Here is a 21,018-nt window from a genome sequence, read left to right as displayed (position 1 = left end):
AGTTATTGAATGATGCGTTCAGGAGAAAATTCACCGGCAAGCATACGCTCACGAAGCGCTTCCAGCATGGCTTCAGCGCCATTTTCACCATGAATGCGAATGGTCTCCCGCATTGCGAGCGCGAAGGCCGCATCGGCAATGATTTCGGGTTCGATGCCGTCGGCTACGCCGTCAGCCCAGGCTTCATTCTGGTACTCCAGGGCAACCTGCATCTTCTCGTGGACAATCATGTCGTCGATCTCGTTGCGGCCTGTCTGCATCATGTCATCCTCGGTACTCTTGGGTTACTTCCCCGTTAAGAACTCTAGCAGCCTTTTACCAAAACGACACGGGGTGCTGGCGAAAGAGGTAAATAATGCTCTAATTTCCGAAGCGTGCGGCAATTTCTGCGGCGAGTGTTGCGCCTTCGTTACGGTATCGCTCTTCCGCTGTCCGTGCGGAGTCCGTGCATGTCGTATGCACAGAAGCAAAGGAGCGATAGCCGCGATTGAAGGCAGCGGTAAGGCGTTCACGCCTTTTTGGCTCCTTTGCCGTGTCCGCGCTCAGCAGTTCCTGCATGGATGTACGCCAGTCATCACTCTCTTTTCCGCATAGCGAGCGCAGGTATTGGATCGAGCCCAGAACCTCGGCGAGTCGGGAGAGTTGCATGTCGTAGGGAGCAGGCAACTCCTCGGCAGGCGGCTGCGGGGCGGGCGCGGTACCCTGCGCGACAGCGGTCGAGGTCATGACGCTCAGCAGGATCAGGCTTGCGCACGCACGCGGTGTAAAGGCCATGTTTCTCTCAGTTGTTTGACGTTGTCTCAGATGGTGCGACCAGCGCTGCAAGCTTTTCCGCGCAGTCGAGCACGCTGGGTGGAACGGGGAGGCCGCGAATCTCTTCCACCGTATACCACCCCTGATCGGCTGCATCATCCGCAGCGACCGCTTCGGCCGATTCGTCGGCCTTCACGCGGAAGACGGACAGGAAGAAGTGGTTCTCGACCCCGTCCTCGGCTTCCGTTTTCAGATCATATGTGGCGAACAGTTCCGGGTTGTGTGCCTCTATCCCCGTTTCCTCCCGGAATTCGCGCAATGCAGTCTGCTCCGGTGTCTCTCCCGGCTCGGCCCGTCCGCCCGGAAACGCGAACAGGTCTGCCGAAGGCGGATTGCGCCGGCGGATGAGCAGGAAGCGTCCCTCCCGTTCCAGGATGGCGGAGGACGCCAGTCGAACAAATGCGGACGAATGTTCCGGTGATGCTTGGTCGGTCATTGATGCCAAGGTAGAACGAAACACCATGAAGAGAAACCGGGGACACCGCTCGTCGCATGAAGACATACATCCTCTTTGCCGCTGCGGCTCTTGCCGAAATCGCCGGTTGCTTTGCCTTCTGGGCATGGTGGCGCCTCGACAAGCCTGTGTGGTGGCTGGCGCCCGGCATGGTGTCGCTGCTACTGTTCGCGGGTCTGCTTGCCCTCGTTCCCAGCGAAGCCGCGGGGCGGACCTATGCGGCCTACGGAGGCATTTATATCGTCGCTTCGATCCTCTGGCTCTGGCTCGTGGAAGGGCGTCTTCCCGACCGGTGGGACATGAGCGGCGGCCTGATCTGCCTTGCCGGAGCGACCGTCATTCTGTTCGGCCCGCGCGGCTGAGGCTTGTTCTTGACCGCCCCTCGCGGCGGTGCGATGACAATCACATGTGTGGACGCTATGCCCTTACCGCAACGCCGGAAGAGATCCTGCACTTCCTGAGCGTCATCGACATCGAAGACTTTCCGCAGCGATACAACATCGCGCCGACGCAGCCGATTCTCGTCGTCGCGTCGTCCGAGCGCGGCCCTCCGGGCAGCAACCTGCCCGACCGGCGAGCATTGCTGGCTCGCTGGGGGTTCATTCCCGGCTGGGCAAAGGATCCCGCCGACTTCCCGCTGCTGATCAACGCTCGCATGGAAACAGCGTCCGAGAAGGCGTCCTTCCGGGCCGCGATGCGGCATAGACGCATCCTCATTCCCGCTTCCGGTTTCTATGAATGGCGACGGCCGCCGAAGGACACTGGCGTCAAACCGCAGGCTTACTGGATACGTCCCAGGGCCGGCGGACTTGTGGCATTCGGAGGGTTGCTGGAGACCTATTCGTCCGCCGAGGGATCGGAACTCGATACGGCTGCGATCCTGACGACGAAGGCAAACGCGGCGATGCGTGGCATTCATGATCGGATGCCGGTCGTCATCCCCCCGGAGGAATTCTCCCGTTGGCTGGATTGCAGGACACAGGAGCCGCGGGCGGTTGCCGATCTGATGCAACCGGTGCAGGAGGACTTCTTCGAAGCCATCCCGGTTTCCGATCTCGTCAACAAGGTCAGCAACATGGGGCCGGACGTCCAAAAGCCGGTTCCTCTCGCCGAGCCAGCCCAGCCTCCCAAGGCAGCCGCCAAAACGGGCTCCGGCCAGATGTCGCTTTTCTAGTCCTGCAGGACGCCCTCACTCGGAACATTCCTCATGCTGTCTGCCACCCTTTCCGGCTTCGCGCTCGGCGCATCGCTCATCATAGCAATCGGCGCACAGAACGCCTTCATCCTGCGGCAGGGGCTGATCCGCAGCCACGTCTTCGTGCTCAGCCTGATTTGCGCTGCGTCGGACGCCCTACTCATCGCCGCCGGCGTGGCCGGTCTCGGAACGATCGTGGCGCGATCCCCGACATTGATTGCTGTCGTTTCGCTGGGTGGGGCGGCGTTTCTGGCCGCATATGCGATCCTGGCATTCCGTCGCGCCTGGCGCCCGGCCGTGATGGTGGCGGGTGCTCCCGAAAGCATGGGGCTCAAAGCGGCGGTACTGACGTGTCTCGCCTTCACCTTCCTCAATCCGCACGTCTACCTGGATACGGTCATCCTGCTTGGCAGTCTGTCCGCCGCATTCGAGGGGCAGGAGCGCGTCGCCTACGGTGCAGGCGCCGTCACTGCATCCTTCGTCTGGTTTTTCGGACTGGGCTATGGCGCGCGTCTGCTCGCGCCACTCTTTGCGAGGCCCTCAGCCTGGCGGGTCCTGGACGTCCTGATCGGACTGGTCATGAGCCTGCTGGCGGGCGGGCTGTTGCTCAGCCTCGGACAGAACAGTTGAGCGATTGATCAGCCGGCCGGCTTAAGTGCCTGTTTCGGCTTCAGCATGAGGGCTGCTGCGATGACGGCTTTGATTCCGAGGGGCCGATAGGGGTGAGCCTGCTCGGTCTTTGAGTGCTCTGCCGGCTTTTCATTGCTCATTGGTATCTCCTCCACGCCAGTCCGGTAATGGACCTGATTGCGCGCAGGGATTTCATCTCGAAAATCGGCGGAATAATGGCGGCGAGGGGCGAATGTTCCACGCCCGCCGGCGCTGCTCGATCGACCCTATGAGATGTTGCAGAGCCGCCGCGTGGGCGACCCTGCATACGGATCATACGGAGACGTTGTCGTCCTCGATCGTAAGGGTTCCGTAGCGCCTGTGCCAGAGGCGCGCACTGAACGGCAGGAAGGCGAGGTAAGCCAGTACGGTTACGACGAGGACCTGCCACGTGTAGCTCATCAACAGTGCGACGTAGAGAACGACGACGAGAAGGAGGGGCAGCATCAGGTCACGGCGGATCTTGGTTTCCGACTTGCCGGACCATACCGGCAGGCGGCTCACCAGAAGATAACCGATGAGGATCGTGTAGGCGACGCTGCCGTAAACGAAGATCGGCGAAGGGCCGACGCCGAGGAAGCCGAGATAGACGGGCAGGAGGACCAGCATGGCGCCCATAGGGGCGGGCACGCCGACGAAGAACTCAGACTGCCACGCCGCTTTTTCCTCACGCTCGGCCATCACGTTGAAGCGTGCGAGGCGAAGTCCTGCCGCGATGGCATAGATGAGTGCCGCGATCCAGCCGAAGGATCGGGCGTTGTCCAGCAGAAAGGCATAGGAGACCAGAACGGGTGCGACGCCGAAGTTGATGATATCGGCGAGCGAATCCATCTGCACCCCGAACTTCGACGTCGCTTTGAGAAGGCGTGCGACCCGGCCATCGATGCCGTCGAGGAAGGCGGCCAGGAGAACCATGGCGACCGCAAGCTCGAAACGCCCTTCGAAGGCGAGTCGGATGCCTGTGAGGCCCGCGCAGATCGCCAGGACGGTGATCAGGTTCGGCACCATCAGACGGAGCGGAATTTCCCTCAGCCGGGGTCCCCGGCCGCTCGTGTCGGTCCGGGATGTCTCGGGCGTCGGTACCGGCGTCTCCATGACGTCTCCTTCTATGCTGTTAGCTGCGGCGGCTGATTGTCGGGCCCTTGGTGGAGCCGAACTCTGCAAGGATGGTCTCGCCGCCAATTGTCTGCTGCCCGACGGATACCCGCGGCTGCGCACCGGCTGGCAACAGGACGTCGAGACGCGAACCGAAACGGATGAGACCGAAGCGTTCACCGGCAGTCAGCGGCTCGGTCGGCTTGACCCAGCAGACGATGCGGCGCGCCACCAGACCCGCGATCTGCACGACGCCGATCTTTCCGTGGCTGGATTCGATCACCATGCTGTTGCGTTCGTTGTCTTCGCTTGCCTTGTCGAGTTCGGCATTCACGAACTGACCGGCGCGGTACTGGATGTCGGTCACCTGGCCCCGCATCGGTGCGCGGTTGATGTGGCAGTCGAAGACGTTCATGAAAACCGAGATGCGCAGCATGGGCTCGGTGCCGAGGTTCAGTTCCGCTGGCGGCACGACCATCTGCACCGACGATACCCGTCCATCGGCCGGGCTCAGCACGAGATCATCATCCTGCGGAACGAGGCGCTCGGGATCCCGGAAGAAGTAGGCGCACCACAGCGTCAGCACGAGACCGACCCAGAAGAGCGGTTCGGCAATCCAGCCGAGGATCAGGGAGGCGATGAAGAAGGCTGCAACGAAGATGTATCCTTCCTTGTGGATCGGAACGAGCGTGTTGCGGATGGTGTCGAACAGGTTGATCAACAAGGTTCTCCTCGAATTGTCAGTTGTTGCTGACTACAGGCAAACAGATAAGGGGGCAATGCGGTTCCGCCAACGCCCTTATGACCATGGAACGGCGGCGTTCTTGTTCCGCCGCGGGCACGCCTATTGAGGCTTCACCCAGCCCAGCCATGTGGTCAGCGCCAGAAGCGGCGAGCCGAAGAAGATCAGCACCAGCATATACGCAAGCGCAATGCTGCAAGTGATGATCAATCTCTTGGATAAATATTTCATGACCCGGTCTTCTCCTTATTCGGCTGCTGGTGCGCCGCGCTCGACCACGCCGAGATCGTCGCTCTCGCGCACCTTCCTGAGTTGTTCTTCCGCCTGGGTCGCCTCGCGCTGGCGGTTCCACATGGAGGCGTAGAGCCCGCCTGCTGAAAGCAGCGCTGCATGTGTGCCGCGTTCTGCGATCTTGCCGTCGCGAAGCACGATGATCTCGTCGGCGTTGATGACGGTGGAAAGCCGATGCGCGATGACCAGCGTGGTGCGGTTCTCCGAAACCACGTCCAGTGCGGTCTGGATCTCGTGCTCCGTCGTGGTGTCGAGCGCCGAGGTCGCCTCGTCCAGAATGAGGATGGGCGGGGCCTTGAGGATCGTTCGCGCAATCGCGACACGCTGCTTTTCGCCGCCTGACAGTTTGAGGCCGCGTTCACCCACCATGGTCTCGAACCCGTGCGGCAGGCTTTCGATAAAGGTGCCGATCTGCGCCACCTCGGCGGCTGCGCGGACCTCATCGTCCGTGGCGGACGGGCGGCCGTAGCGGACATTGTAGGCGATCGTGTCGTTAAACAGCACCGTGTCCTGCGGCACCATGCCGATGACGGACCTGAGGGATGTCTGTGTCACATCGCGGATGTCCTGGCCATCGATGGTGATCGTGCCGGACTGGACGTCGTAGAACCGGTAGAGAAGCCGGGAAATGGTTGACTTGCCGGCGCCGGATGGCCCGACGATAGCAACGGTCTTGCCCGCGGGCACCTCGAACGAAAGTCCTTTCAGGATCGGTCGGTCGGCATCGTACGCGAAGTGGACATCCCTGAAGGCTATGGAGCCGCGTGCGATCTTAAGCGGCGCGGCACCCGGCTTGTCGAGTACTTCCGCTTCCACTTCAAGGAGTTCGAACATCTGCTCGATATCGGTGAGCCCCTGGCGGATTTCGCGGTAGACGAAACCGATGAAGTTCAGTGGGACGGAGAGCTGCAACAGCAGGGCGTTGATGAAGACGAAGTCGCCGATGGTCTGCTCGCCACGCTGCACGGCCAGCGCCGACATCACCATCATCGCGGTCATGCCGAGGCCAAAGATCACGCCCTGGCCGAAGTTCAGCCAGCCAAGAGACGTCCAGACCTGCGTGGCGGACTTTTCATAACGCTCCATCGAGGTATCGAAGCGACGCGCCTCCATCTCCTCGTTGCCGAAATACTTGACGGTCTCGAAGTTGAGCAGCGAGTCGATCGCCTTGGTATTCGCGTCGGTGTCGCTGTCGTTCATCGAGCGGCGGATGGCGATGCGCCAGTCGCTCGCCCGCACGGTGAACCAGACATAAGCCCAGACGGTAATTGCGGTGACTGCCACGTAGGAGAGGCCGTAGGTGAGCCAGAAGATCACGGCTGTCAGCAGGAACTCGACGAAGGTCGGCACCGAGTTCAGGATGGTGAAGCGGACGATCGTCTCGATGCCCTTCGTGCCGCGTTCGATGATGCGCGAAAGACCGCCCGTCTTGCGTTCCAGGTGAAAGCGCAAGGATAGTTTATGCATGTGCACGAATGTCTTGTAGGCGAGCTGCCGTACAGCGTACTGGCCGACGCTCGCAAACATGGCGTCGCGCAGTTGGTTCAGCCCCACCTGCAGGATTCGTGTCAGGTTGTAGGCGATCACCAGGACCACGGCACCGAGCATGAAGACCGGCAGGATCCCCTGCATGTCGAGGCGACCATTCAGAGCATCCGTTGCCCATTTGAAGAAATAGGGGACGCCCAGCAGGATGACTTTGGCCAGGAACAGGAAGACGGTTGCCCAGATGACGCGCTGCTTGAGATCGCGGCGGCCATGTGGCCACATGTATGGCCACAGGTTGACGAGGGTCTCCATCGGATTGCTGGAATCCGCCGAGACGGTCTTCTTCCTGTCAGTCATTCAATTCTCCGCGCGGCGTACAAGGCGCACCCCGCACATAAGCTCCGGTGCGGGATCTTGCAACGACGGTTTCACCCTTCCGCTGGCGGTTTTCGCCCGAAAAGGCTTCAGATCTGAATGCTGACGCCAGGCTTTGCGGCGTCCGGTGCCGTCCAGGAGAGGTAGTAATAGGTGTCGCCGATCATGCCGAAATAGGAACTGACGCCTGGGGTCTTGTCCTTGTGGCTGGTGTCCTCGTTGCGGACGTACCGGCCGGAACTGTCCCGCGTGAGGTGTTCCTTCAGGAAGCTGCTCCAATCGGCTTCGTCGGTGGAGGTCTTGCCTGGTGCGGGTTTCTCGGTCTCGGAGGCGTCCCACGCCTTGATTTGTTCACCGGCGGCGGCATCAGTGACCGTCAGCGTCCCGGCCTCGATTGCCTTCAGCATGGTCTCTGCCATGGCTTTGGTGTCGGGATTGGCCTTCAAGGTCGCCAGCTTGTCCTGCAGAGCATCCATGAAGGCCTTGCTGGATATGTCGTCGACGGAGCCATCGTTTTCCGTCGCATCGGTAGGCTTGCCGCCCATCGCTGCCTGCCGCTGGAGCGTGGCGATCAATGCAGACAGGCTCGTGTCTTCATAATCGTCATCGCCATTGCTCCCGGCGTAGAGGATATCGGCGAGGGAGCGGCTTGGCCCGGCAGAGGACGATTGCCCGGAGGTGCTACCCTCGGATGCTTCCCTGAAGGCGTTGAGAGCAACCTGCTGCGACCAGATCCTGACTGCGGTGAGACTGGAAATCATGCTCTTACTCCGGTTGCGCGCTGTAGATCGACGTAACGGATGATTCCGTTTCAACGCGTGACAGAGGCAGCATGGGCGGCCCACCCTGTGCGAAACTTATGACTTGTAGTCAGGTTTACTCACAGAAAAGCCCGCAGAAGTGGCTTTCTGCGGGCTTGGAACTGGTTGGCTATGGCGTTAAATCTAGAGCTGTTGCTTTTGAAGGCGCTTCCGGTGGAATTCCTCGGCGTCGGGCAGAGCCTCGTCAGGGACGCCGAAAATCTGCCCCGGCTCGATCCTGTCGGGATTGTCGATCTGGTCCTGGTTGGCGAGGTAGATCGTCGTGTAGCGGACGCCCTGGCCGTAGACCCGCCTTGAGATCTGCCACAGCGTATCTCCGCGGCGGATGATCACCGAGGTGGGAGAGTGTTCCAGCGGTGCCTGCGCGATCGTCTTCGGGCCGGTCTCTGCCGTCTGTGCTGCTGCAGCAGCAGGGGGGGCGATATCGTCTCCGGCATTCTCCGCGATCACCGGTCCCACCGCCTGTTCGATAACGGACGTGATGCCCGCCAGCTGGGAGCCGACGGCTTCCGGTTCAGGCGGAAGCTTGTCCAGCGCGGCGGATGCTTCCGCTGCCTGGGCGATTGCTGTTTCAACGATCTTCTCCGCCGAGGCGGGGGCGCCGGCCGGCAGTCGGTACTCCGAGAGCGACTTCAGCGCGATGGCGGTGGCCGACCGAGCGGCAGCGAGTTCCTCAGCCGAAGGCTGGCCGCCGTCCTTGTAAAGCCCTTGGAGAAGCGAAAACGCCTTCGCCGCTTCGTTCCGCAACTTGTCGAATGTGCCGCCATCGATCGGCGGGACGACGTCAGGACCCTGCGGTCCAGCGACGGCCGCCACCTGTTCGCCCGCGGGACGGTTGAACGGCACGTCGACGCGCAGCGCAGTCTTGCCTGTGCTGTCCAGCATTTCGACGGCGATGACATGATCTCCAATCGCGAGGTTGATATCGCCCTCGATCACGAAGTTGCCTTCTTCCGTAGCCTTGGCGCGGCCAACCGGCTGCTCGTTGGCAAAACCCAGGAGCGAGGCACCGGAAGGGGCGCGACCGGCGATGAACAGTCGGCTGCCTTCGATCTCGACGGCCGTGACTTTGATTTCGGCGCCACTGGAGGCAGAGGGTTGAACAGGGGCTGCGGGATCAATCGGCGGTGCTGCAGCGACCAGGTCCGCGGCCGCCTTGGGCAACTCGGGTAGCGTAGCGGCGGCGGCCGGTGCGCTTGCCTCGGTGCTGGCTGCAGGAACATTGACAAGACGGCTCGCCTTGCCGGGCTTGGTGACCATGGCGAGAAGTTTACCTTGTCCGCCGGGTGGTACGGAGATCGTCGCGATTTCTTCGGACGTAACCGTGTGTCCGTCCTCGCCGATCGCCTTCAGCACCAGTTGGTGGTCACCAGCCGACAGAGGCTGTTCCAGCACGAGCGCAAAATCGCCGCTCGGATCCGTCTTTACGGTGGCGACGACCTTGTCTCCGTTGCTGACCTCGACCGTTGAACCCGGGCCTGCGCGGCCGGCGATGACCGTCGAACCGTCAGGCTCGACGCGAAGGACGTCGAAAGCGGGCGTGACGGCTGCGTCTGCCGGCGGCTGGGGTGCCGATGCCGCCGGAGCTGCGCTCTGCGCTGCGGGAGCGACGTCGCTTGAGGGCGCTGGTGTCTCGGCCGTTGCCGGCTTGTCTGTCACAGCTTCCTTCATCGTCTCGCCGGCTTCATTGATCGCTGCGGTGAGCGGCTTGCTGTCGTCCGATATTTGCGGCAGCACGAAGAAGATCATCAGCAGGGTCGCAGCAACAAGGACGGATAAAGCCAGCCAGACGGCGCGGTTTCGCATGTTCACGGTTCTCCGGGCGGATACTGCCGCCTGTATCTCCGAATTACCCCTTTCCTACTGGCTTCACAAGCTTTTCAGTCTGTTTGGGCTTGCGGCAAGGGGGATTTACGACCACTTTTATACACTGCCGTGTTCGCGGCGGTCTCTCATCAATGCCTTCCCGGAGTTCATAGTGCCCATTCAGTCCATTTGCGTTTATTGCGGTTCCCAGCCTGGTCGTGATCCTGCCTATATGGAGGCCGGCCGCGCGCTCGGAAAATCGATCGCCGCGCATGGCCTGCGTCTTGTCTACGGCGGCGGCACGAAGGGCATCATGGGGGCCGTGGCCGCCGGCGTGCTGGCCAATGGCGGGAAGGTGACCGGCATCATTCCCGAATTCCTGGTCGACATGGAGGCGACGCGTCACTCCCTCGGCCAGCTCAACGAACTGATCGTCACTGAGGACATGCACACCCGAAAGCATACCATGTTCGAGCGGTCCGATGCCTTCGTCACGCTTCCGGGCGGGATAGGCACGTTGGAAGAGATTGTCGAGATCATGACATGGGGACAGCTCGGCCGTCACGAAAAGCCGATGGTCTTCGCCAACATCAACGGCTTCTGGAACCCGATGCTCGATCTCGTCCAGCATATGCGCGAGCAGGGCTTCATCCACCGCGCCCATCTCGTCCAGCCCATGGTGATCGACGACATCGATCACATCGTTCCAGCGATCCTGGAGCGGGCGGAGGAAGAAGGCGTGTCCAGCGGCGAGGAGGCGGTTATCGCAAAGCTCTGAGCCGGTCTCCGGCTCAGGCAGGAGGGCGCGAAAGCGCCCGGCACTGCCTACCGATGACCGGTTTGAATGTAAGCTTCAACGAAATGAATTGGCTTGCGGGGGCTTACGGGTCTAGGAGTAGCCGCTTTCTCCAACAGACAGCAGACCAGCCATGGCAGACGAGAGCGTTTCGGCCCCGATCAAGAACGAGGATACGCGGCAGGGTTTCGCCTTTGCGCTTACGGCCTATCTGCTGTGGGGCTTTCTGCCGTTTTACCTGAAGGCCGTGGCGCATCTGCCGCCTCTGGAAGTTTTGGCGCACCGGGCACTGTGGTCCGTCCCCGTTGCAGGTGTCGTCCTGCTGCTGTTGAGGCGCACCGAAGAGCTGAAAGCAGCGATCCGCACGCCCCGCATGCTGGGGATGGCCTGCGTTACCGCAAGCTTTATCACCGTGAACTGGGGTATCTATGTCTGGGCGATCGCGGCCGGTCATGCACTCGATGCGGCGCTCGGCTATTTCATCAATCCGTTGTTCAGCTTCTTCCTTGCCGCGGTGGTGCTGCGTGAAAAACTGAACCCGCTGCAGCTTGCGGCGATAGGACTTGCCGCAGTCGGCGTCGCCATCCTCACCTGGGGCGCAGGTGGTCTGCCCTGGGTATCTCTCGGGCTGGCCTTCACCTGGGGTTGCTATGCGCTCTTCCGCAAGACGCTGCCGATCGGCCCGAACCAGGGCTTCTTCCTGGAAGTGCTGCTGATCAGCATCCCGTTCCTGCCCTATATCGTCTATCTTGAGGTGACAGGGCAGGGGCATCTCACGAACAGCACCGACTACGACACCTTCATCCTGATCCTGGCTGGCCTGGTCACCGCCGCACCGCTGATGATCTACGCGAACGGCGCCAAGCTTCTCAGGCTGTCAACCATCGGCATCATGCAGTATATCGCGCCGACCATGATCTTCCTGATCGCAGTCTTCGCCTTCAAGGAGCCGCTCAGCACGGTCAAGTTGACCGCTTTCATCTTCATCTGGTCAGCGCTGGCGGTTTATTCCTACGGCATGCTGCGGGCCGCGAAGGGGCGGTGATCCTGACGGATCGCGGCCTCACTCCGCGGCTATCCGTCCAGCCATCTTGCGGTTCTTCATCAGCTTGTAGACGATCGAGTCGATCAGCGCCTGGAACGAGGCGTCGATGATGTTTTCCGAAACCCCGACCGTCCACCAGCGCGCGCCATCGCCATCGCTGGATTCGATCAGCACGCGGGTGATGGCAGCGGTGCCGCCGTTCAGGATGCGCACCTTGAAGTCCGCCAGAACCAGATCGCCGATCTCCGTCTGGTATTTGCCGAGATCCTTGCGGAGCGCGAGGTCGAGTGCGTTGACCGGGCCGTCGCCCTCGGCAACCGACATCACCTGCTCGCCATCGACATCGAGTTTCACAACCGCCTCGGACACGGTCTTGATACGGCCGTGGGAATCGAAGCGCCGCTCGACCATGACGCGGAAGCTGTCGACCTTGAAGAATTCCGGGATCGTCCCGAGCGTGCGGTGCGCCAGGAGTTCGAAGCTGGCGTCGGCTCCTTCATAGGCATAGCCGGTCGCCTCGCGCTCCTTGACGATGGAAATCAGGAGATCGAGCTTCGGATCATCCTTGGCGACTTCGATGCCACGCCGCTTCAGCGCGTTGATGAAGTTAGACTTGCCGCCCTGGTCGGAGACCATGACCTTGCGGAAATTACCGACGCTTTCTGGCGGAACGTGCTCGTAGGTTTTCGGATCCTTGAGCAGGGCCGAGGCATGGATGCCGGCCTTGGTGGCAAAAGCGGACGCGCCGACGTAAGGGCTCTGCTGGTTTGGAGATCGGTTCAGCAGTTCATCGAATGCATGACTGAGATCGGTGAGACCCGTCAATCGCTCGGTGTCGATACCTGTTTCGAAACGGCTGGAATAGGCTTCCTTCAGCGCGAGCGTCGCAATCAACGTGACCAGATTCGCGTTGCCGCAGCGCTCGCCGATGCCGTTGAGCGTGCCTTGGATCTGGCGACAGCCGGCCTCCACGGCGGCAAGCGTGTTGGCGACCGCCTGGCCGGTATCGTCGTGGGCGTGAATGCCGAGCGAAGCGCCGGGAATGCCGGCGGCGATTACGGCGGAGACGATCTCGCGGATCTCCGCAGGCTGCGTGCCGCCATTTGTGTCGCAGAGCACGATCCAGCGCGCGCCGGCATCATGGGCGGTGCGGGCGCAGGCGAGAGCATAATCCGGATTGGCCTTGTAGCCGTCGAAGAAGTGCTCGCAGTCGACCAGTGCCTCCTTGCCGGCGGAACAGGCGGCTTCGACGCTTTCGCGGATGGATTCGAGGTTCTCCTCGTTGGTGCAGCCGAGCGCGACCTTGACATGGTAGTCCCAGCTCTTTGCGACGAAACAGATCGCATCGCTTTCTGCCCGCAACAGGACACTGAGCCCCGGATCGTTGGACGCGGAAATGCCGGCGCGCTTGGTCATGCCGAAGGCGACGAACGCGGCCTTGTCTGTCCGCTTTTCCGAAAAGAAGGCCGTGTCCGTCGGATTGGCACCGGGATATCCGCCCTCGACATAGTCGAAGCCGAACGCATCGAGCATGCCGGAAATGGCAATCTTGTCCTCGACGGAAAAATCGATGCCCGGGGTCTGCTGCCCGTCGCGCAATGTCGTGTCGAAGAGATAGATGCGTTCGCGTGTCATGTTGGCGTTCCCTCCCAGGAACATTTACTCTGCAATTCCGGTCGCCGGTTCCCTCTCCCCGGAAACGGGGAGAGGTTCAGGTGAGGCAGGGCTCTTCAGCCCTTACCCGCAAACCTGTCCGTCGTGCGGATCAGGCGGTCGGTGATGCCGGGCTCCGACACCGCGTGGCCCGCTCCCTCGATGATGTGGAAATCTGCATCCGGCCATGCCTTGGACAGCTGCCAGGCGTACTTCAGCGGGCAGGGCATGTCGTAGCGGCCGTGGACGATCGTACCCGGAATGCCCTTGAGCTTGTAGGCGTCGCGCAGAAGCTGGCCCTCTTCGAGCCAGCCCGCGTTGACGAAGAAATGGTTCTCGATCCGCGCAAAGGCGATCGCGAAATGATCCCCGGCGAAATCCTCCTGCATCTTGTGGTCGGGCAGGAGCGTGATGGTCGAGCCTTCCCAGACGCTCCATGCCTTGGCGCAGCGCAACTGCTCGGCCTTGTCGTCGCCGATTAGCCGGCGGTTGTAGGCGTGCATGAGCTCATGCCGCTCATCTTCGGGGATAGCAGCGACGAACGGCTCCCACTTGTCGGGGAACATCTCGGACACTCCGAACTGGTAGTACCAGTCCAGCTCCCCTTTGGTCAGCGTGTAGATGCCGCGCAGCACCAGCTCGCTCACCCTCTCCGCGTGGGTTTCGGCATAGGCGAGCGCCAGCGTCGATCCCCATGAGCCGCCGAACACCTGCCATTTCTCGGCACCCGTCATCTCGCGCAGGCGCTCGATGTCCGCTACCAGATGCCAGGTCGTGTTCGCGTCGAGACTGGCGTGGGGCGTGGACTTGCCGCATCCCCGCTGGTCGAACAGGATCACGTCGTAGAGAGCCGGATCGAACAGCCGTCGCTGGTTCGGGTTGATGCCGCCGCCAGGGCCGCCATGCAGGAATACGGCAGGCTTTGCGCCGCGTGTGCCGACGCGCTCCCAGTAAATGGAATGACCGTCACCGACATCGAGATGGCCGGTCTCAAAGGGCTCGATCTCGGGATAAAGCGTACGCAGAACTTCAGTCATAAATGGAGCCCTTTCTCAGGCCAGTTTTCGGTATCGTGGTCAGGGTGCTGGAAGGAGATGATCTGCTCCTGCTTGGTGGCATTCGATCCTTCTTCGCGAATTGGCTGGTCGAAGATCGTCGTGACCCACGGAATGTGTGCGCTGAAGTTGACCTGGATCTGTGGAGCGAGGTCGTCCCGGTCGTCGAACGAACCGATCGAAAGGTCGATGCCGCCCGGATAGCGATAGGTGAGGGGCGTGCCGCACCGCTCGCAGAAGCCGCGTTCTACATTGACGGAGGACTGGAAGTATTTGGGCTCGTTGCGCGTCCACTCCAGCCCATCCTTCGGTGCCGTCACCAGAGGGCCGAAGAAACCCCCGAACGCCTTCTGGCACATGCGGCAATGGCAGATGGAGGCGCGGCCCAGCTGGCCGCGGATGCGAAAGCGTACAGCGCCGCACTGGCAGCCACCTGTCTTGTATGTCTCGTCCATCATCGGTCCTCCGGAGGCCAGGTTGCGGTGTCGTGGTCAGGATGCTGATAGGATTTGATGTCGGCAAGAAACAGCGCTGCATCGATGTCGTCCAGCGTATGGCGCTCCGGCAGGTCGTGCAGCCGATCGACGAATGGCACCTTGCCCTCGACGCCATACTGGATTGTCGGCGGCACGCTCGCCGGTTCATCGAAGGCACCGGCAGCGATGGACATGCCATCGGCGGCCTCGTAGGTTAGCGGCGTGCCGCAGTTTTCGCAGAAGCCGCGCGCGACGTGGTTGGAAGAGCGGAACCGCTTCACCGTTCCCCGCGTCCACTCGAGCTGCGCGCCGCGCACGGAGACAAGCGGCGCATAATAGGCACCGAAGGCCTTCTGGCACATGCGGCAATGGCAGATGGAGCTGTCCGTCAGTTCGCCTGTGACGCGAAAGCGGATCGCCCCGCACTGGCAGCCGCCGTTATGTACCGACACGATCATGGCCGCGCGCCCGGTGGCCAGCGTTCCGTGTCATGGTCAGGATGCTGCCGGCTGCTTTTGGCGATTTCCGCATCGTCCTGCGGCGACGTATCCATCCGAGGATCGCCGGGCAGCATGTCGAGTTCCCCGAACCACGCCATCTTGCGGGCGGGATTGGCCTGAAGGTGCGGCTTCACGCTTTCCGGTTCGTCCAGCGAACCGAGCGTGATGCTGATGTGGTCGTGGCCACCATCGTAGAAGAGCGGCGTTCCGCATATCGCGCAGAAGCCACGCCGGGCCGAATCGGATGACTGGAACCACGTCGGTTCACCGCGGGTAAGGGCGAAGTCCTCGTACTTCACCCCGCCGAACGGCATGAAGTAATTTCCCGCCGCCTTCTGGCACATGCGGCAGTGGCAGATATGCGGCAGGCCGATCTCGCCCGTGGCGCTGTAGCGGACGGCGCCGCATTGGCACCCTCCGGTGTGGATCTGGGTCACCTCTTCACCTCCCACGTCGTCACCCGCTCGCCGGTGGCCGGGTCCTTGCCGTCCTTGAGCTGGATGCCCTTGGCGGAGAGATCATCGCGAATTTTGTCAGCTTCCGCAAAGTTCTTTGCCTTCAGCATTTCCAGGCGCATCTGGACGACCGCATCGACCGCCGAAGCGAAGGCCTCATCGACCTCCGTCTTCTTTGGCAGGACGCCGAGCAGGGCGGCGGTGGCGGCAAAAGCTGGAAGCTTGGCCGGGTCAGACTTTGCGGCCTGCGCCAGCGCATGCAGTTCCTGAACTGCGGCAACCGTGTTGAGGTCTTCGGCGAGTGCATCGAGAACCGACGCATCGGGCTCACCTTCGGCCCCGTCAGCCGCCGGCCATTTGGAAAGCAGCCGTTCAGCCTCTTCCAGGCGCTTCACCGAAAAGTCGATCGGCTCGCGATAGTGCGTCATCAGCATGGCGAGCCGCAGCACTTCGCCCGGCCATTGGCGGCCGCCGAATTTTTCCGTGTGCAGCAGGTCATGGATGGTGACGAAATTGCCTTCCGACTTCGACATCTTGCGGCCTTCGACCTGTACGAAGCCGTTGTGCATCCAGACGTTGGCCATCACTTCGGTGCCGTGGGCGCAGCGCGACTGGGCGATTTCGTTCTCATGGTGCGGGAAGATCAGGTCCAGCCCGCCACCGTGAATGTCGAAGACGTCGCCAAGATAGCGGCCGCTCATCGCGGAGCATTCGATATGCCAGCCCGGTCGACCGCGGCCCCACGGGCTCTCCCAGCCAGGCTCATTGTCGGCGGAAAGCTTCCACAGCACGAAATCGCCGGGGTTTTTCTTGTGTAGATCGACCGCTATGCGCGCACCGGCCTGCTGCTCGTCGAGCGGGCGTCTGGAGAGCTTGCCGTAATCCTGCATCGATTTCGTGTCGAACAGCACGTCGCCCTCGGCCTGATAGGCATGGCCGCGCTCGATCAGCCTCTCGATGATCTCGATCATCTGCGGGATGTTGTCGGTCGCGCGGGGCTCGACGGTCGGCTCGACGCAGCCGAGCGCCTTCACATCCTCGTGGAACTGCGTCTCCGTCTTTTCGGTCACGAGGCGGATGGCCTCGTTGAGCGGCAGGCCCGGATGGTCGCGCAGTGCCCGCGCGTTTATCTTGTCGTCCACATCAGTGATGTTTCGCGCATAGGTGACATGGGCGTCGCCATACACATGGCGCAGCAGGCGGTAGAGCACGTCGAAGACAATCACCGGCCGGGCATTGCCGATATGGGCATAGTCATAGACCGTCGGCCCGCAGACATACATGCGCACGTTCTTGGGATCGATCGGCCGGAACTCGGCCTTCTCGCGGGTCAGCGTGTTGTAGAGCTTGAGCGACATGCTCATCGAATTCTCCCAAGGCAAGCCACCGGCTGGACCGGGTCGTTTGTCTTCAAGGCTTTTCGAGAGACGAAAACGGCCGGGCCAGCGGATGCGCTAGCGAATAATGATCCCGCAAATGGAAATCGCCGTTTTCATGCGGCGGTTATGGCGCGGGCAGAAGTTTTGGTCAAGGGCCGGAAGGAGCCTGGCAAGCTCCGCTACTCGTTTTCTCTGGAAACAGCCAGCCACCGGCGCGAGAAGAATGCAACGATGGCTGCGACAGCGAGGAAGAGCACGACTGCAGCCAGCAGGTGAAGATGCAGACTTACCCGGCCAAATACGGCTTCCACGGCGTTGCCGAAGAGGTAGCCGATTGTGGTGATGACGATACCCCACACAAGGGCCGCGACGAGGTTCAGCAGCACGAAACGCAGCGGCGTGACGCCCGACAGACCGATCGCTATCGGACTGATCGTGCGGATGCCGTAGATGAACCGGAACCCTAGAATGAATTTGTTGGGATGCGTCTCCAGGAGCCTGTTGACCCGGGCGGCTGCAGGGGTCCGCGTCAAGCGCTGCACGAAGGCCAGCCTGTTGGCATAGCGGCCGGCGAAGAACAGCACCTGATCGGCCGCAAAGGAACCGAAGCAGGCCGCCGCAGCTGCCTGCCACCACCACATGAGGTGACGATGAGCGAAGACGCCGCCCAGAAAGGCAGCCGTTTCGCCTTCGAGCGCCGCGCCGATGAACACGGCCGCGAGGCCATAGTGCGAAATCAGCCCTTCAAGGGACAAGGATGCACACCTCCGCGATCGAAAGCCGGCAAAATGCGGGCTTTCGTAAGCTAGAGTTTTTCCAGCTCGCGGAGAAGCGGCTTATTCCGGCATCCGGTAATCGACGAACTTGTTTTCGCGCACGAGGAACAACCGGCCCGTCTCGGTCATCTCGGGAGAGGCGAGCGGCAGGATTGCGGCTGCAACGTCGGAAGGATGCGGCAAGGTCGTCGGATCCTCTCCGGGTATCGCTTGCGCCCGCATGGCGGTCCGGGTGGCGCCCGGATCGATGCTGTTGACGCGAAGGGCGGTGCGCTGCTGTTCGGCAGCCCAGGTTCGGGCCAGAGCCTCGACTGCGGCCTTGGATGCCGAATAGGCACCCCAGAACGGACGACATTTGTGCGGGGCTCCGGAGGAGACGATCAGCGCCCGTCCGGCGTCCGACTTCAGAAGCAGCGGCTCGACGGAGCGGATAAGCCGCCATGTGGCGGTCACGTTGGTGAGCATCACCCTTTCGAAGACCTTTGCTTCGATATGACCGACCGGCGAGATGACGCCGAGGATACCGGCATTGGCGACGAGAATGTCGAGCTTGCCCCAGCGTTCGAAGATCGAACCTCCCAGCTGGTCGATTGCCTGCATGTCCGTAATATCGAAGGGCACGAGGGTGGCTGTGCCGCCGGCGGCCTTGATGGCGTCGTCAAGTTCCTCGAGACCGCCTACCGTGCGCGCGCAGGCGATCACGTGGGCGCCCGCCTTCGCTAGCTCGAGTGCGGTGAAATAGCCGATGCCGCGCGATGCGCCGGTAACCAGCGCGATCCGATCCTTCAGGTTGATCGTCATGTCCCGTCCTGTCTCATGCGGCATGAAAGAAGGCCGCGTCGCCGCAGCCTTCTATTGCTTTTCCGTACGGATGGAAACAGGCCAGTTGCCGCAGCTTAGCCGTTGCTTGCCAGCATCGAAATCTTGTTGCCCATCGCTTCGCCGTCCTTGTCCAGCAGCCGCGTCGGGTAATCGCCGGTGAAATAATGGTCGGTGAACTGCGGGCGGACCGGGTTGCGCGGTTCGCCTCCGACAGCACGATAAAGCCCGTCGATCGACAGGAATTCCAGCGAGTCGGCGCGGATGTATTCGCACATGGCCTGCAGGCTGTCGTACTGGTTGGCGAGCAGCTTTTCCGCGTCCGGCGTGTCGATGCCGTAGAAATCGGGATAGTAGATCATCGGGCTGGCGACGCGGATATGCACTTCCTTGGCGCCTGCATCGCGGATCATCTGCACGATCTTCAGCGAGGTGGTGCCTCGGACGATCGAATCATCGACCAGCACAACGCGCTTGCCTTCGATCATCGCACGGTTCGCCGAATGTTTGAGCTTCACGCCGAAAGCGCGGATCTGCTGCGTCGGCTCGATGAAGGTGCGGCCGACATAGTGGTTGCGAATAATGCCGTATTCGAACGGGATGCCGCTTGCCTGGGCGTAACCCAGTGCCGCGGGCGTGCCACCATCGGGAACGGGAACCACGACATCCGCGTCGACGGGAGCTTCATTTGCGAGGTTGATGCCCATGTTCTTGCGCGCGACGTAGACGCTGCGTCCGCCGACGACCGAATCGGGCCGGGCGAAATAGACGTATTCGAACAGGCACAGACGCTCGGGCTGCTGGTTTCCGGCCTTGCGGGCGTCGATCTGGACGGAGCCGTCGGGCTGGATTTCGCAGATGATGACTTCGCCGTTCTCAACGTCGCGGATGTATTTCGCGCCGATGATGTCGAGGGCACAGGTTTCCGAGCAGAAGATCGGCTTGCCGTCGAGTTCGCCCATGACGAGCGGACGGATGCCGGTGGGATCGCGCGCCGCAATCAGCTTCGTGCGGGTAATGGCGACCATCGAATAGCCGCCTTCCATCTGCCGGATCGCATCGATGAACCGGTCGGCGGTGGAGAAATAGCGGGAGCGCGCGATGAGGTGGAGAACCACTTCGGTATCAGAGGTGGACTGACAGATGGCGCCGCCGGCAATCAACTGGCGACGAAGCGTCAGGCCGTTGGTGAAGTTGCCGTTGTGCGCGATGGCAATGCCGCCGACTTCCAGTTCCGCGAAGAGCGGCTGGACGTTGCGCAGCGCAACTTCGCCGGTGGTCGAATAGCGGACATGGCCGATGGAGATAGAGCCCGGCAGTTTCGCGAGTGTCACGGGGTCGGTGTAGTGATCGCCGACGAGGCCCATCCGGCGTTCCGAGTGAAACTTCGTGCCGTCGAAGCAAACCATGCCGGCCGCTTCCTGGCCTCGGTGCTGGAGGGCATGAAGCCCGAGTGCAGTCAGTGTCGCCGCATCGGGATGGCCGAGGATACCGAAGACCCCGCATTCCTCGTGAAGCGTATCGCCATCAAGCTCGTCGGAGATCGCCTGCGAAACCGGCTCGTTCATCTGCGGGTCCTTGCCTTAGAAAAAATGGACGAGCCGGCGGGTCGAGTTCCCGTTGCCAGCCCGTTCGCTTGAATTTCCGTATATAGCACAAATGGTGATGTTTCGCGGCGCATCAAGCGCAACAAAACGTCAATTATTTGTCGCCGGGGCATCATCCGCGGGCGCGGTTTCTGCAGGCGGCTGCTCCTGAGCAGGCGCTCCCTCGACCGGCGCCTCTTCCTGCCCGGTGATGCGCGCGCGGATCTGCGGCTCGATATCTTCCGGCAGCACCGCTTCGAGGCGGCCGACCATCGTATCGAGGAACGGCTTCGACTTGGACTGGCTCACCCATTCAGGCTGCGACCGCACGTCCACCAGCCAGTTCCAGAAGGCAACGGCCACGACGAGCAGCAGAATGCCGCGCGCTGCCCCGAAAAGGAAACCGAGCGTCCTGTCCAGCGCGCCGATGCGGCTGTCGATGATGAAGTCGGCGATGCGCGACGTGATGAAGGAGATGAGGATGAGCGCGACGATGAATATGATGCCGGCAGAGGCAGCAATCGCGATCCGATCGTCGGTGGTGTAGTTCTGCGCGTAGGGAACGAGCAGCGGGTAGAGGTAATAGGCGGCGGCGACGGAGCCGACCCAGCTCGCAATCGACAGCACCTCGCGAGAAAACCCGCGAACCATGGCTAGCACGGCAGAAAACAGCGTGACGCCGATGACGATGCCGTCAAAGATCGTGATGGGCATGTAAGATGTACTCCA

The 21,018-nt window shown here is 61.8% G+C and carries 25 protein-coding genes; 5 read left to right on the top strand and 20 right to left on the bottom strand.

Going from position 1 to position 21,018, the window contains the following annotated elements; all coding sequences use genetic code 11:
* Positions 1 to 2 precede the first annotated feature (2 nt).
* From LH464_RS12930 to LH464_RS12920, 3 genes are all read right to left on the bottom strand, one after another.
* Positions 3 to 260, bottom strand: coding sequence for a hypothetical protein (locus LH464_RS12930; RefSeq protein WP_226786855.1), 258 nt, complete (start codon positions 258 to 260; stop codon positions 3 to 5).
* A gap of 100 nt (positions 261 to 360) precedes the next feature.
* On the bottom strand, positions 361 to 726 hold the full coding sequence (locus LH464_RS12925; RefSeq protein WP_226786854.1) for a TIGR02301 family protein: 366 nt from the start codon (positions 724 to 726) through the stop codon (positions 361 to 363).
* Positions 727 to 781: 55 nt separating this feature from the next.
* Positions 782 to 1,249: an NUDIX hydrolase gene (locus LH464_RS12920; RefSeq protein WP_226786797.1), complete on the bottom strand. Its 468-nt coding sequence runs from the start codon at positions 1,247 to 1,249 to the stop codon at positions 782 to 784.
* Between the two features lie 56 nt (positions 1,250 to 1,305).
* Here LH464_RS12920 and LH464_RS12915 point away from each other — a divergent pair, with 56 nt between their 5' ends.
* From LH464_RS12915 to LH464_RS12905, 3 genes are read left to right on the top strand one after another with little or no spacing between them, the layout of a single operon-like run.
* Positions 1,306 to 1,629 carry a YnfA family protein gene (locus LH464_RS12915; RefSeq protein WP_226786796.1) on the top strand — a complete coding sequence of 108 codons (324 nt, stop codon included), beginning with the start codon at positions 1,306 to 1,308 and terminating at the stop codon, positions 1,627 to 1,629.
* 44 nt (positions 1,630 to 1,673) lie between these two features.
* Positions 1,674 to 2,441 (top strand): SOS response-associated peptidase, encoded by a 768-nt coding sequence (locus LH464_RS12910; RefSeq protein WP_226786795.1) that lies wholly within the window; start codon positions 1,674 to 1,676, stop codon positions 2,439 to 2,441.
* A gap of 33 nt (positions 2,442 to 2,474) precedes the next feature.
* On the top strand, positions 2,475 to 3,092 hold the full coding sequence (locus tag LH464_RS12905) for a LysE/ArgO family amino acid transporter (protein WP_226786794.1): 618 nt from the start codon (positions 2,475 to 2,477) through the stop codon (positions 3,090 to 3,092).
* A gap of 8 nt (positions 3,093 to 3,100) precedes the next feature.
* Here LH464_RS12905 and LH464_RS24550 read toward each other — a convergent pair whose 3' ends face one another.
* The 7 genes from LH464_RS24550 to LH464_RS12880 form a co-directional block, all read right to left on the bottom strand.
* Positions 3,101 to 3,232: a hypothetical protein gene (locus LH464_RS24550; RefSeq protein WP_255648364.1), complete on the bottom strand. Its 132-nt coding sequence runs from the start codon at positions 3,230 to 3,232 to the stop codon at positions 3,101 to 3,103.
* 172 nt (positions 3,233 to 3,404) lie between these two features.
* Positions 3,405 to 4,226, bottom strand: a complete 822-nt coding sequence (gene pssA / locus LH464_RS12900; protein ID WP_226786793.1) for a CDP-diacylglycerol--serine O-phosphatidyltransferase — start codon at positions 4,224 to 4,226, stop codon at positions 3,405 to 3,407.
* Between the two features lie 19 nt (positions 4,227 to 4,245).
* Positions 4,246 to 4,944 (bottom strand): phosphatidylserine decarboxylase, encoded by a 699-nt coding sequence (locus LH464_RS12895; RefSeq protein ID WP_226786853.1) that lies wholly within the window; start codon positions 4,942 to 4,944, stop codon positions 4,246 to 4,248.
* A gap of 126 nt (positions 4,945 to 5,070) precedes the next feature.
* Positions 5,071 to 5,199, bottom strand: a complete 129-nt coding sequence (locus LH464_RS24545; RefSeq protein ID WP_255648362.1) for a hypothetical protein — start codon at positions 5,197 to 5,199, stop codon at positions 5,071 to 5,073.
* 15 nt (positions 5,200 to 5,214) lie between these two features.
* On the bottom strand, positions 5,215 to 7,104 hold the full coding sequence (locus LH464_RS12890; protein ID WP_226786792.1) for an ABCB family ABC transporter ATP-binding protein/permease: 1,890 nt from the start codon (positions 7,102 to 7,104) through the stop codon (positions 5,215 to 5,217).
* 107 nt (positions 7,105 to 7,211) lie between these two features.
* The gene (locus LH464_RS12885; RefSeq protein ID WP_226786791.1) at positions 7,212 to 7,883 is read right to left on the bottom strand and encodes a hypothetical protein; all 672 of its coding nucleotides are present in this window, start codon (positions 7,881 to 7,883) and stop codon (positions 7,212 to 7,214) included.
* Positions 7,884 to 8,066: 183 nt separating this feature from the next.
* Entirely contained in the window at positions 8,067 to 9,749 is a 1,683-nt protein-coding gene (locus tag LH464_RS12880; protein ID WP_226786790.1) for an Ig-like domain-containing protein, read from the bottom strand.
* Positions 9,750 to 9,921: 172 nt separating this feature from the next.
* On the opposite strand from LH464_RS12880, the gene LH464_RS12875 reads away from it, so the two are divergent.
* Together LH464_RS12875 and rarD are read left to right on the top strand one after the other, a co-directional pair.
* The gene (locus tag LH464_RS12875) at positions 9,922 to 10,527 is read left to right on the top strand and encodes an LOG family protein (RefSeq protein ID WP_226786789.1); all 606 of its coding nucleotides are present in this window, start codon (positions 9,922 to 9,924) and stop codon (positions 10,525 to 10,527) included.
* Positions 10,528 to 10,678: 151 nt separating this feature from the next.
* Positions 10,679 to 11,590 carry an EamA family transporter RarD gene (rarD, locus tag LH464_RS12870; protein ID WP_226786788.1) on the top strand — a complete coding sequence of 304 codons (912 nt, stop codon included), beginning with the start codon at positions 10,679 to 10,681 and terminating at the stop codon, positions 11,588 to 11,590.
* Positions 11,591 to 11,608: 18 nt separating this feature from the next.
* On the opposite strand, the gene cimA is transcribed toward rarD, so the two are convergent.
* The 10 genes from cimA to LH464_RS12820 form a co-directional block, all read right to left on the bottom strand.
* Entirely contained in the window at positions 11,609 to 13,225 is a 1,617-nt protein-coding gene (gene cimA, locus LH464_RS12865; RefSeq protein WP_226786787.1) for a citramalate synthase, read from the bottom strand.
* A 95-nt stretch (positions 13,226 to 13,320) separates the two neighbouring features.
* Positions 13,321 to 14,280, bottom strand: a complete 960-nt coding sequence (pip, locus tag LH464_RS12860) for a prolyl aminopeptidase (RefSeq protein ID WP_226786786.1) — start codon at positions 14,278 to 14,280, stop codon at positions 13,321 to 13,323.
* Complete coding sequence (locus tag LH464_RS12855) at positions 14,277 to 14,753, bottom strand: GFA family protein (protein ID WP_226786852.1); 477 nt, start codon at positions 14,751 to 14,753, stop codon at positions 14,277 to 14,279. Before LH464_RS12855 ends, pip begins: the two co-directional genes overlap by 4 nt.
* Complete coding sequence (locus LH464_RS12850) at positions 14,753 to 15,232, bottom strand: GFA family protein (protein ID WP_255648360.1); 480 nt, start codon at positions 15,230 to 15,232, stop codon at positions 14,753 to 14,755. Before LH464_RS12850 ends, LH464_RS12855 begins: the two co-directional genes overlap by 1 nt.
* On the bottom strand, positions 15,229 to 15,711 hold the full coding sequence (locus LH464_RS12845; protein WP_226786785.1) for a GFA family protein: 483 nt from the start codon (positions 15,709 to 15,711) through the stop codon (positions 15,229 to 15,231). Before LH464_RS12845 ends, LH464_RS12850 begins: the two co-directional genes overlap by 4 nt.
* A complete protein-coding gene (gene cysS, locus LH464_RS12840) occupies positions 15,708 to 17,093 on the bottom strand; it encodes a cysteine--tRNA ligase (protein WP_226786784.1) in 1,386 nt (461 codons plus the stop codon). Before cysS ends, LH464_RS12845 begins: the two co-directional genes overlap by 4 nt.
* Before the next feature lie 194 nt (positions 17,094 to 17,287).
* The gene (locus LH464_RS12835; protein ID WP_226786783.1) at positions 17,288 to 17,863 is read right to left on the bottom strand and encodes a DedA family protein; all 576 of its coding nucleotides are present in this window, start codon (positions 17,861 to 17,863) and stop codon (positions 17,288 to 17,290) included.
* Positions 17,864 to 17,944: 81 nt separating this feature from the next.
* The gene (locus LH464_RS12830) at positions 17,945 to 18,685 is read right to left on the bottom strand and encodes an SDR family NAD(P)-dependent oxidoreductase (RefSeq protein ID WP_226786782.1); all 741 of its coding nucleotides are present in this window, start codon (positions 18,683 to 18,685) and stop codon (positions 17,945 to 17,947) included.
* A gap of 95 nt (positions 18,686 to 18,780) precedes the next feature.
* The gene (gene purF / locus LH464_RS12825; protein WP_226786781.1) at positions 18,781 to 20,271 is read right to left on the bottom strand and encodes an amidophosphoribosyltransferase; all 1,491 of its coding nucleotides are present in this window, start codon (positions 20,269 to 20,271) and stop codon (positions 18,781 to 18,783) included.
* Between the two features lie 129 nt (positions 20,272 to 20,400).
* On the bottom strand, positions 20,401 to 21,003 hold the full coding sequence (locus LH464_RS12820; protein WP_226786780.1) for a CvpA family protein: 603 nt from the start codon (positions 21,001 to 21,003) through the stop codon (positions 20,401 to 20,403).
* Between the last annotated feature and the right edge of the window lie 15 nt (positions 21,004 to 21,018).

The organism is Pseudorhizobium xiangyangii (assembly GCF_020531965.1).
GTDB classification, from domain to species: Bacteria; Pseudomonadota; Alphaproteobacteria; order Rhizobiales; family Rhizobiaceae; genus Neorhizobium; species Neorhizobium xiangyangii.
The sequence above is the reverse complement of the archived record's forward strand: the minus strand, read 5'-3'. Positions and strand labels throughout refer to the sequence as shown.

Bases quoted from the DNA above. Each gene is read 5' to 3' on its own strand.
- LH464_RS12930 (WP_226786855.1), bottom strand. From the start codon at position 260: ATGCAGACAGGCCGCAACGAGATCGACGACATGATTGTCCACGAGAAG.
- LH464_RS12925 (WP_226786854.1), bottom strand. From the start codon at position 726: ATGACCTCGACCGCTGTCGCGCAGGGTACCGCGCCCGCCCCGCAGCCG.
- LH464_RS12920 (WP_226786797.1), bottom strand. From the start codon at position 1,249: ATGACCGACCAAGCATCACCGGAACATTCGTCCGCATTTGTTCGACTG.
- LH464_RS12915 (WP_226786796.1), top strand. From the start codon at position 1,306: ATGAAGACATACATCCTCTTTGCCGCTGCGGCTCTTGCCGAAATCGCC.
- LH464_RS12910 (WP_226786795.1), top strand. From the start codon at position 1,674: ATGTGTGGACGCTATGCCCTTACCGCAACGCCGGAAGAGATCCTGCAC.
- LH464_RS12905 (WP_226786794.1), top strand. From the start codon at position 2,475: ATGCTGTCTGCCACCCTTTCCGGCTTCGCGCTCGGCGCATCGCTCATC.
- LH464_RS24550 (WP_255648364.1), bottom strand. From the start codon at position 3,232: ATGAGCAATGAAAAGCCGGCAGAGCACTCAAAGACCGAGCAGGCTCAC.
- pssA (WP_226786793.1), bottom strand. From the start codon at position 4,226: ATGGAGACGCCGGTACCGACGCCCGAGACATCCCGGACCGACACGAGC.
- LH464_RS24545 (WP_255648362.1), bottom strand. From the start codon at position 5,199: ATGAAATATTTATCCAAGAGATTGATCATCACTTGCAGCATTGCGCTT.
- LH464_RS12890 (WP_226786792.1), bottom strand. From the start codon at position 7,104: ATGACTGACAGGAAGAAGACCGTCTCGGCGGATTCCAGCAATCCGATG.
- LH464_RS12885 (WP_226786791.1), bottom strand. From the start codon at position 7,883: ATGATTTCCAGTCTCACCGCAGTCAGGATCTGGTCGCAGCAGGTTGCT.
- LH464_RS12880 (WP_226786790.1), bottom strand. From the start codon at position 9,749: ATGCGAAACCGCGCCGTCTGGCTGGCTTTATCCGTCCTTGTTGCTGCG.
- rarD (WP_226786788.1), top strand. From the start codon at position 10,679: ATGGCAGACGAGAGCGTTTCGGCCCCGATCAAGAACGAGGATACGCGG.
- cimA (WP_226786787.1), bottom strand. From the start codon at position 13,225: ATGACACGCGAACGCATCTATCTCTTCGACACGACATTGCGCGACGGG.
- pip (WP_226786786.1), bottom strand. From the start codon at position 14,280: ATGACTGAAGTTCTGCGTACGCTTTATCCCGAGATCGAGCCCTTTGAG.
- LH464_RS12855 (WP_226786852.1), bottom strand. From the start codon at position 14,753: ATGGACGAGACATACAAGACAGGTGGCTGCCAGTGCGGCGCTGTACGC.
- LH464_RS12850 (WP_255648360.1), bottom strand. From the start codon at position 15,232: ATGATCGTGTCGGTACATAACGGCGGCTGCCAGTGCGGGGCGATCCGC.
- cysS (WP_226786784.1), bottom strand. From the start codon at position 17,093: ATGAGCATGTCGCTCAAGCTCTACAACACGCTGACCCGCGAGAAGGCC.
- LH464_RS12830 (WP_226786782.1), bottom strand. From the start codon at position 18,685: ATGACGATCAACCTGAAGGATCGGATCGCGCTGGTTACCGGCGCATCG.
- purF (WP_226786781.1), bottom strand. From the start codon at position 20,271: ATGAACGAGCCGGTTTCGCAGGCGATCTCCGACGAGCTTGATGGCGAT.
- LH464_RS12820 (WP_226786780.1), bottom strand. From the start codon at position 21,003: ATGCCCATCACGATCTTTGACGGCATCGTCATCGGCGTCACGCTGTTT.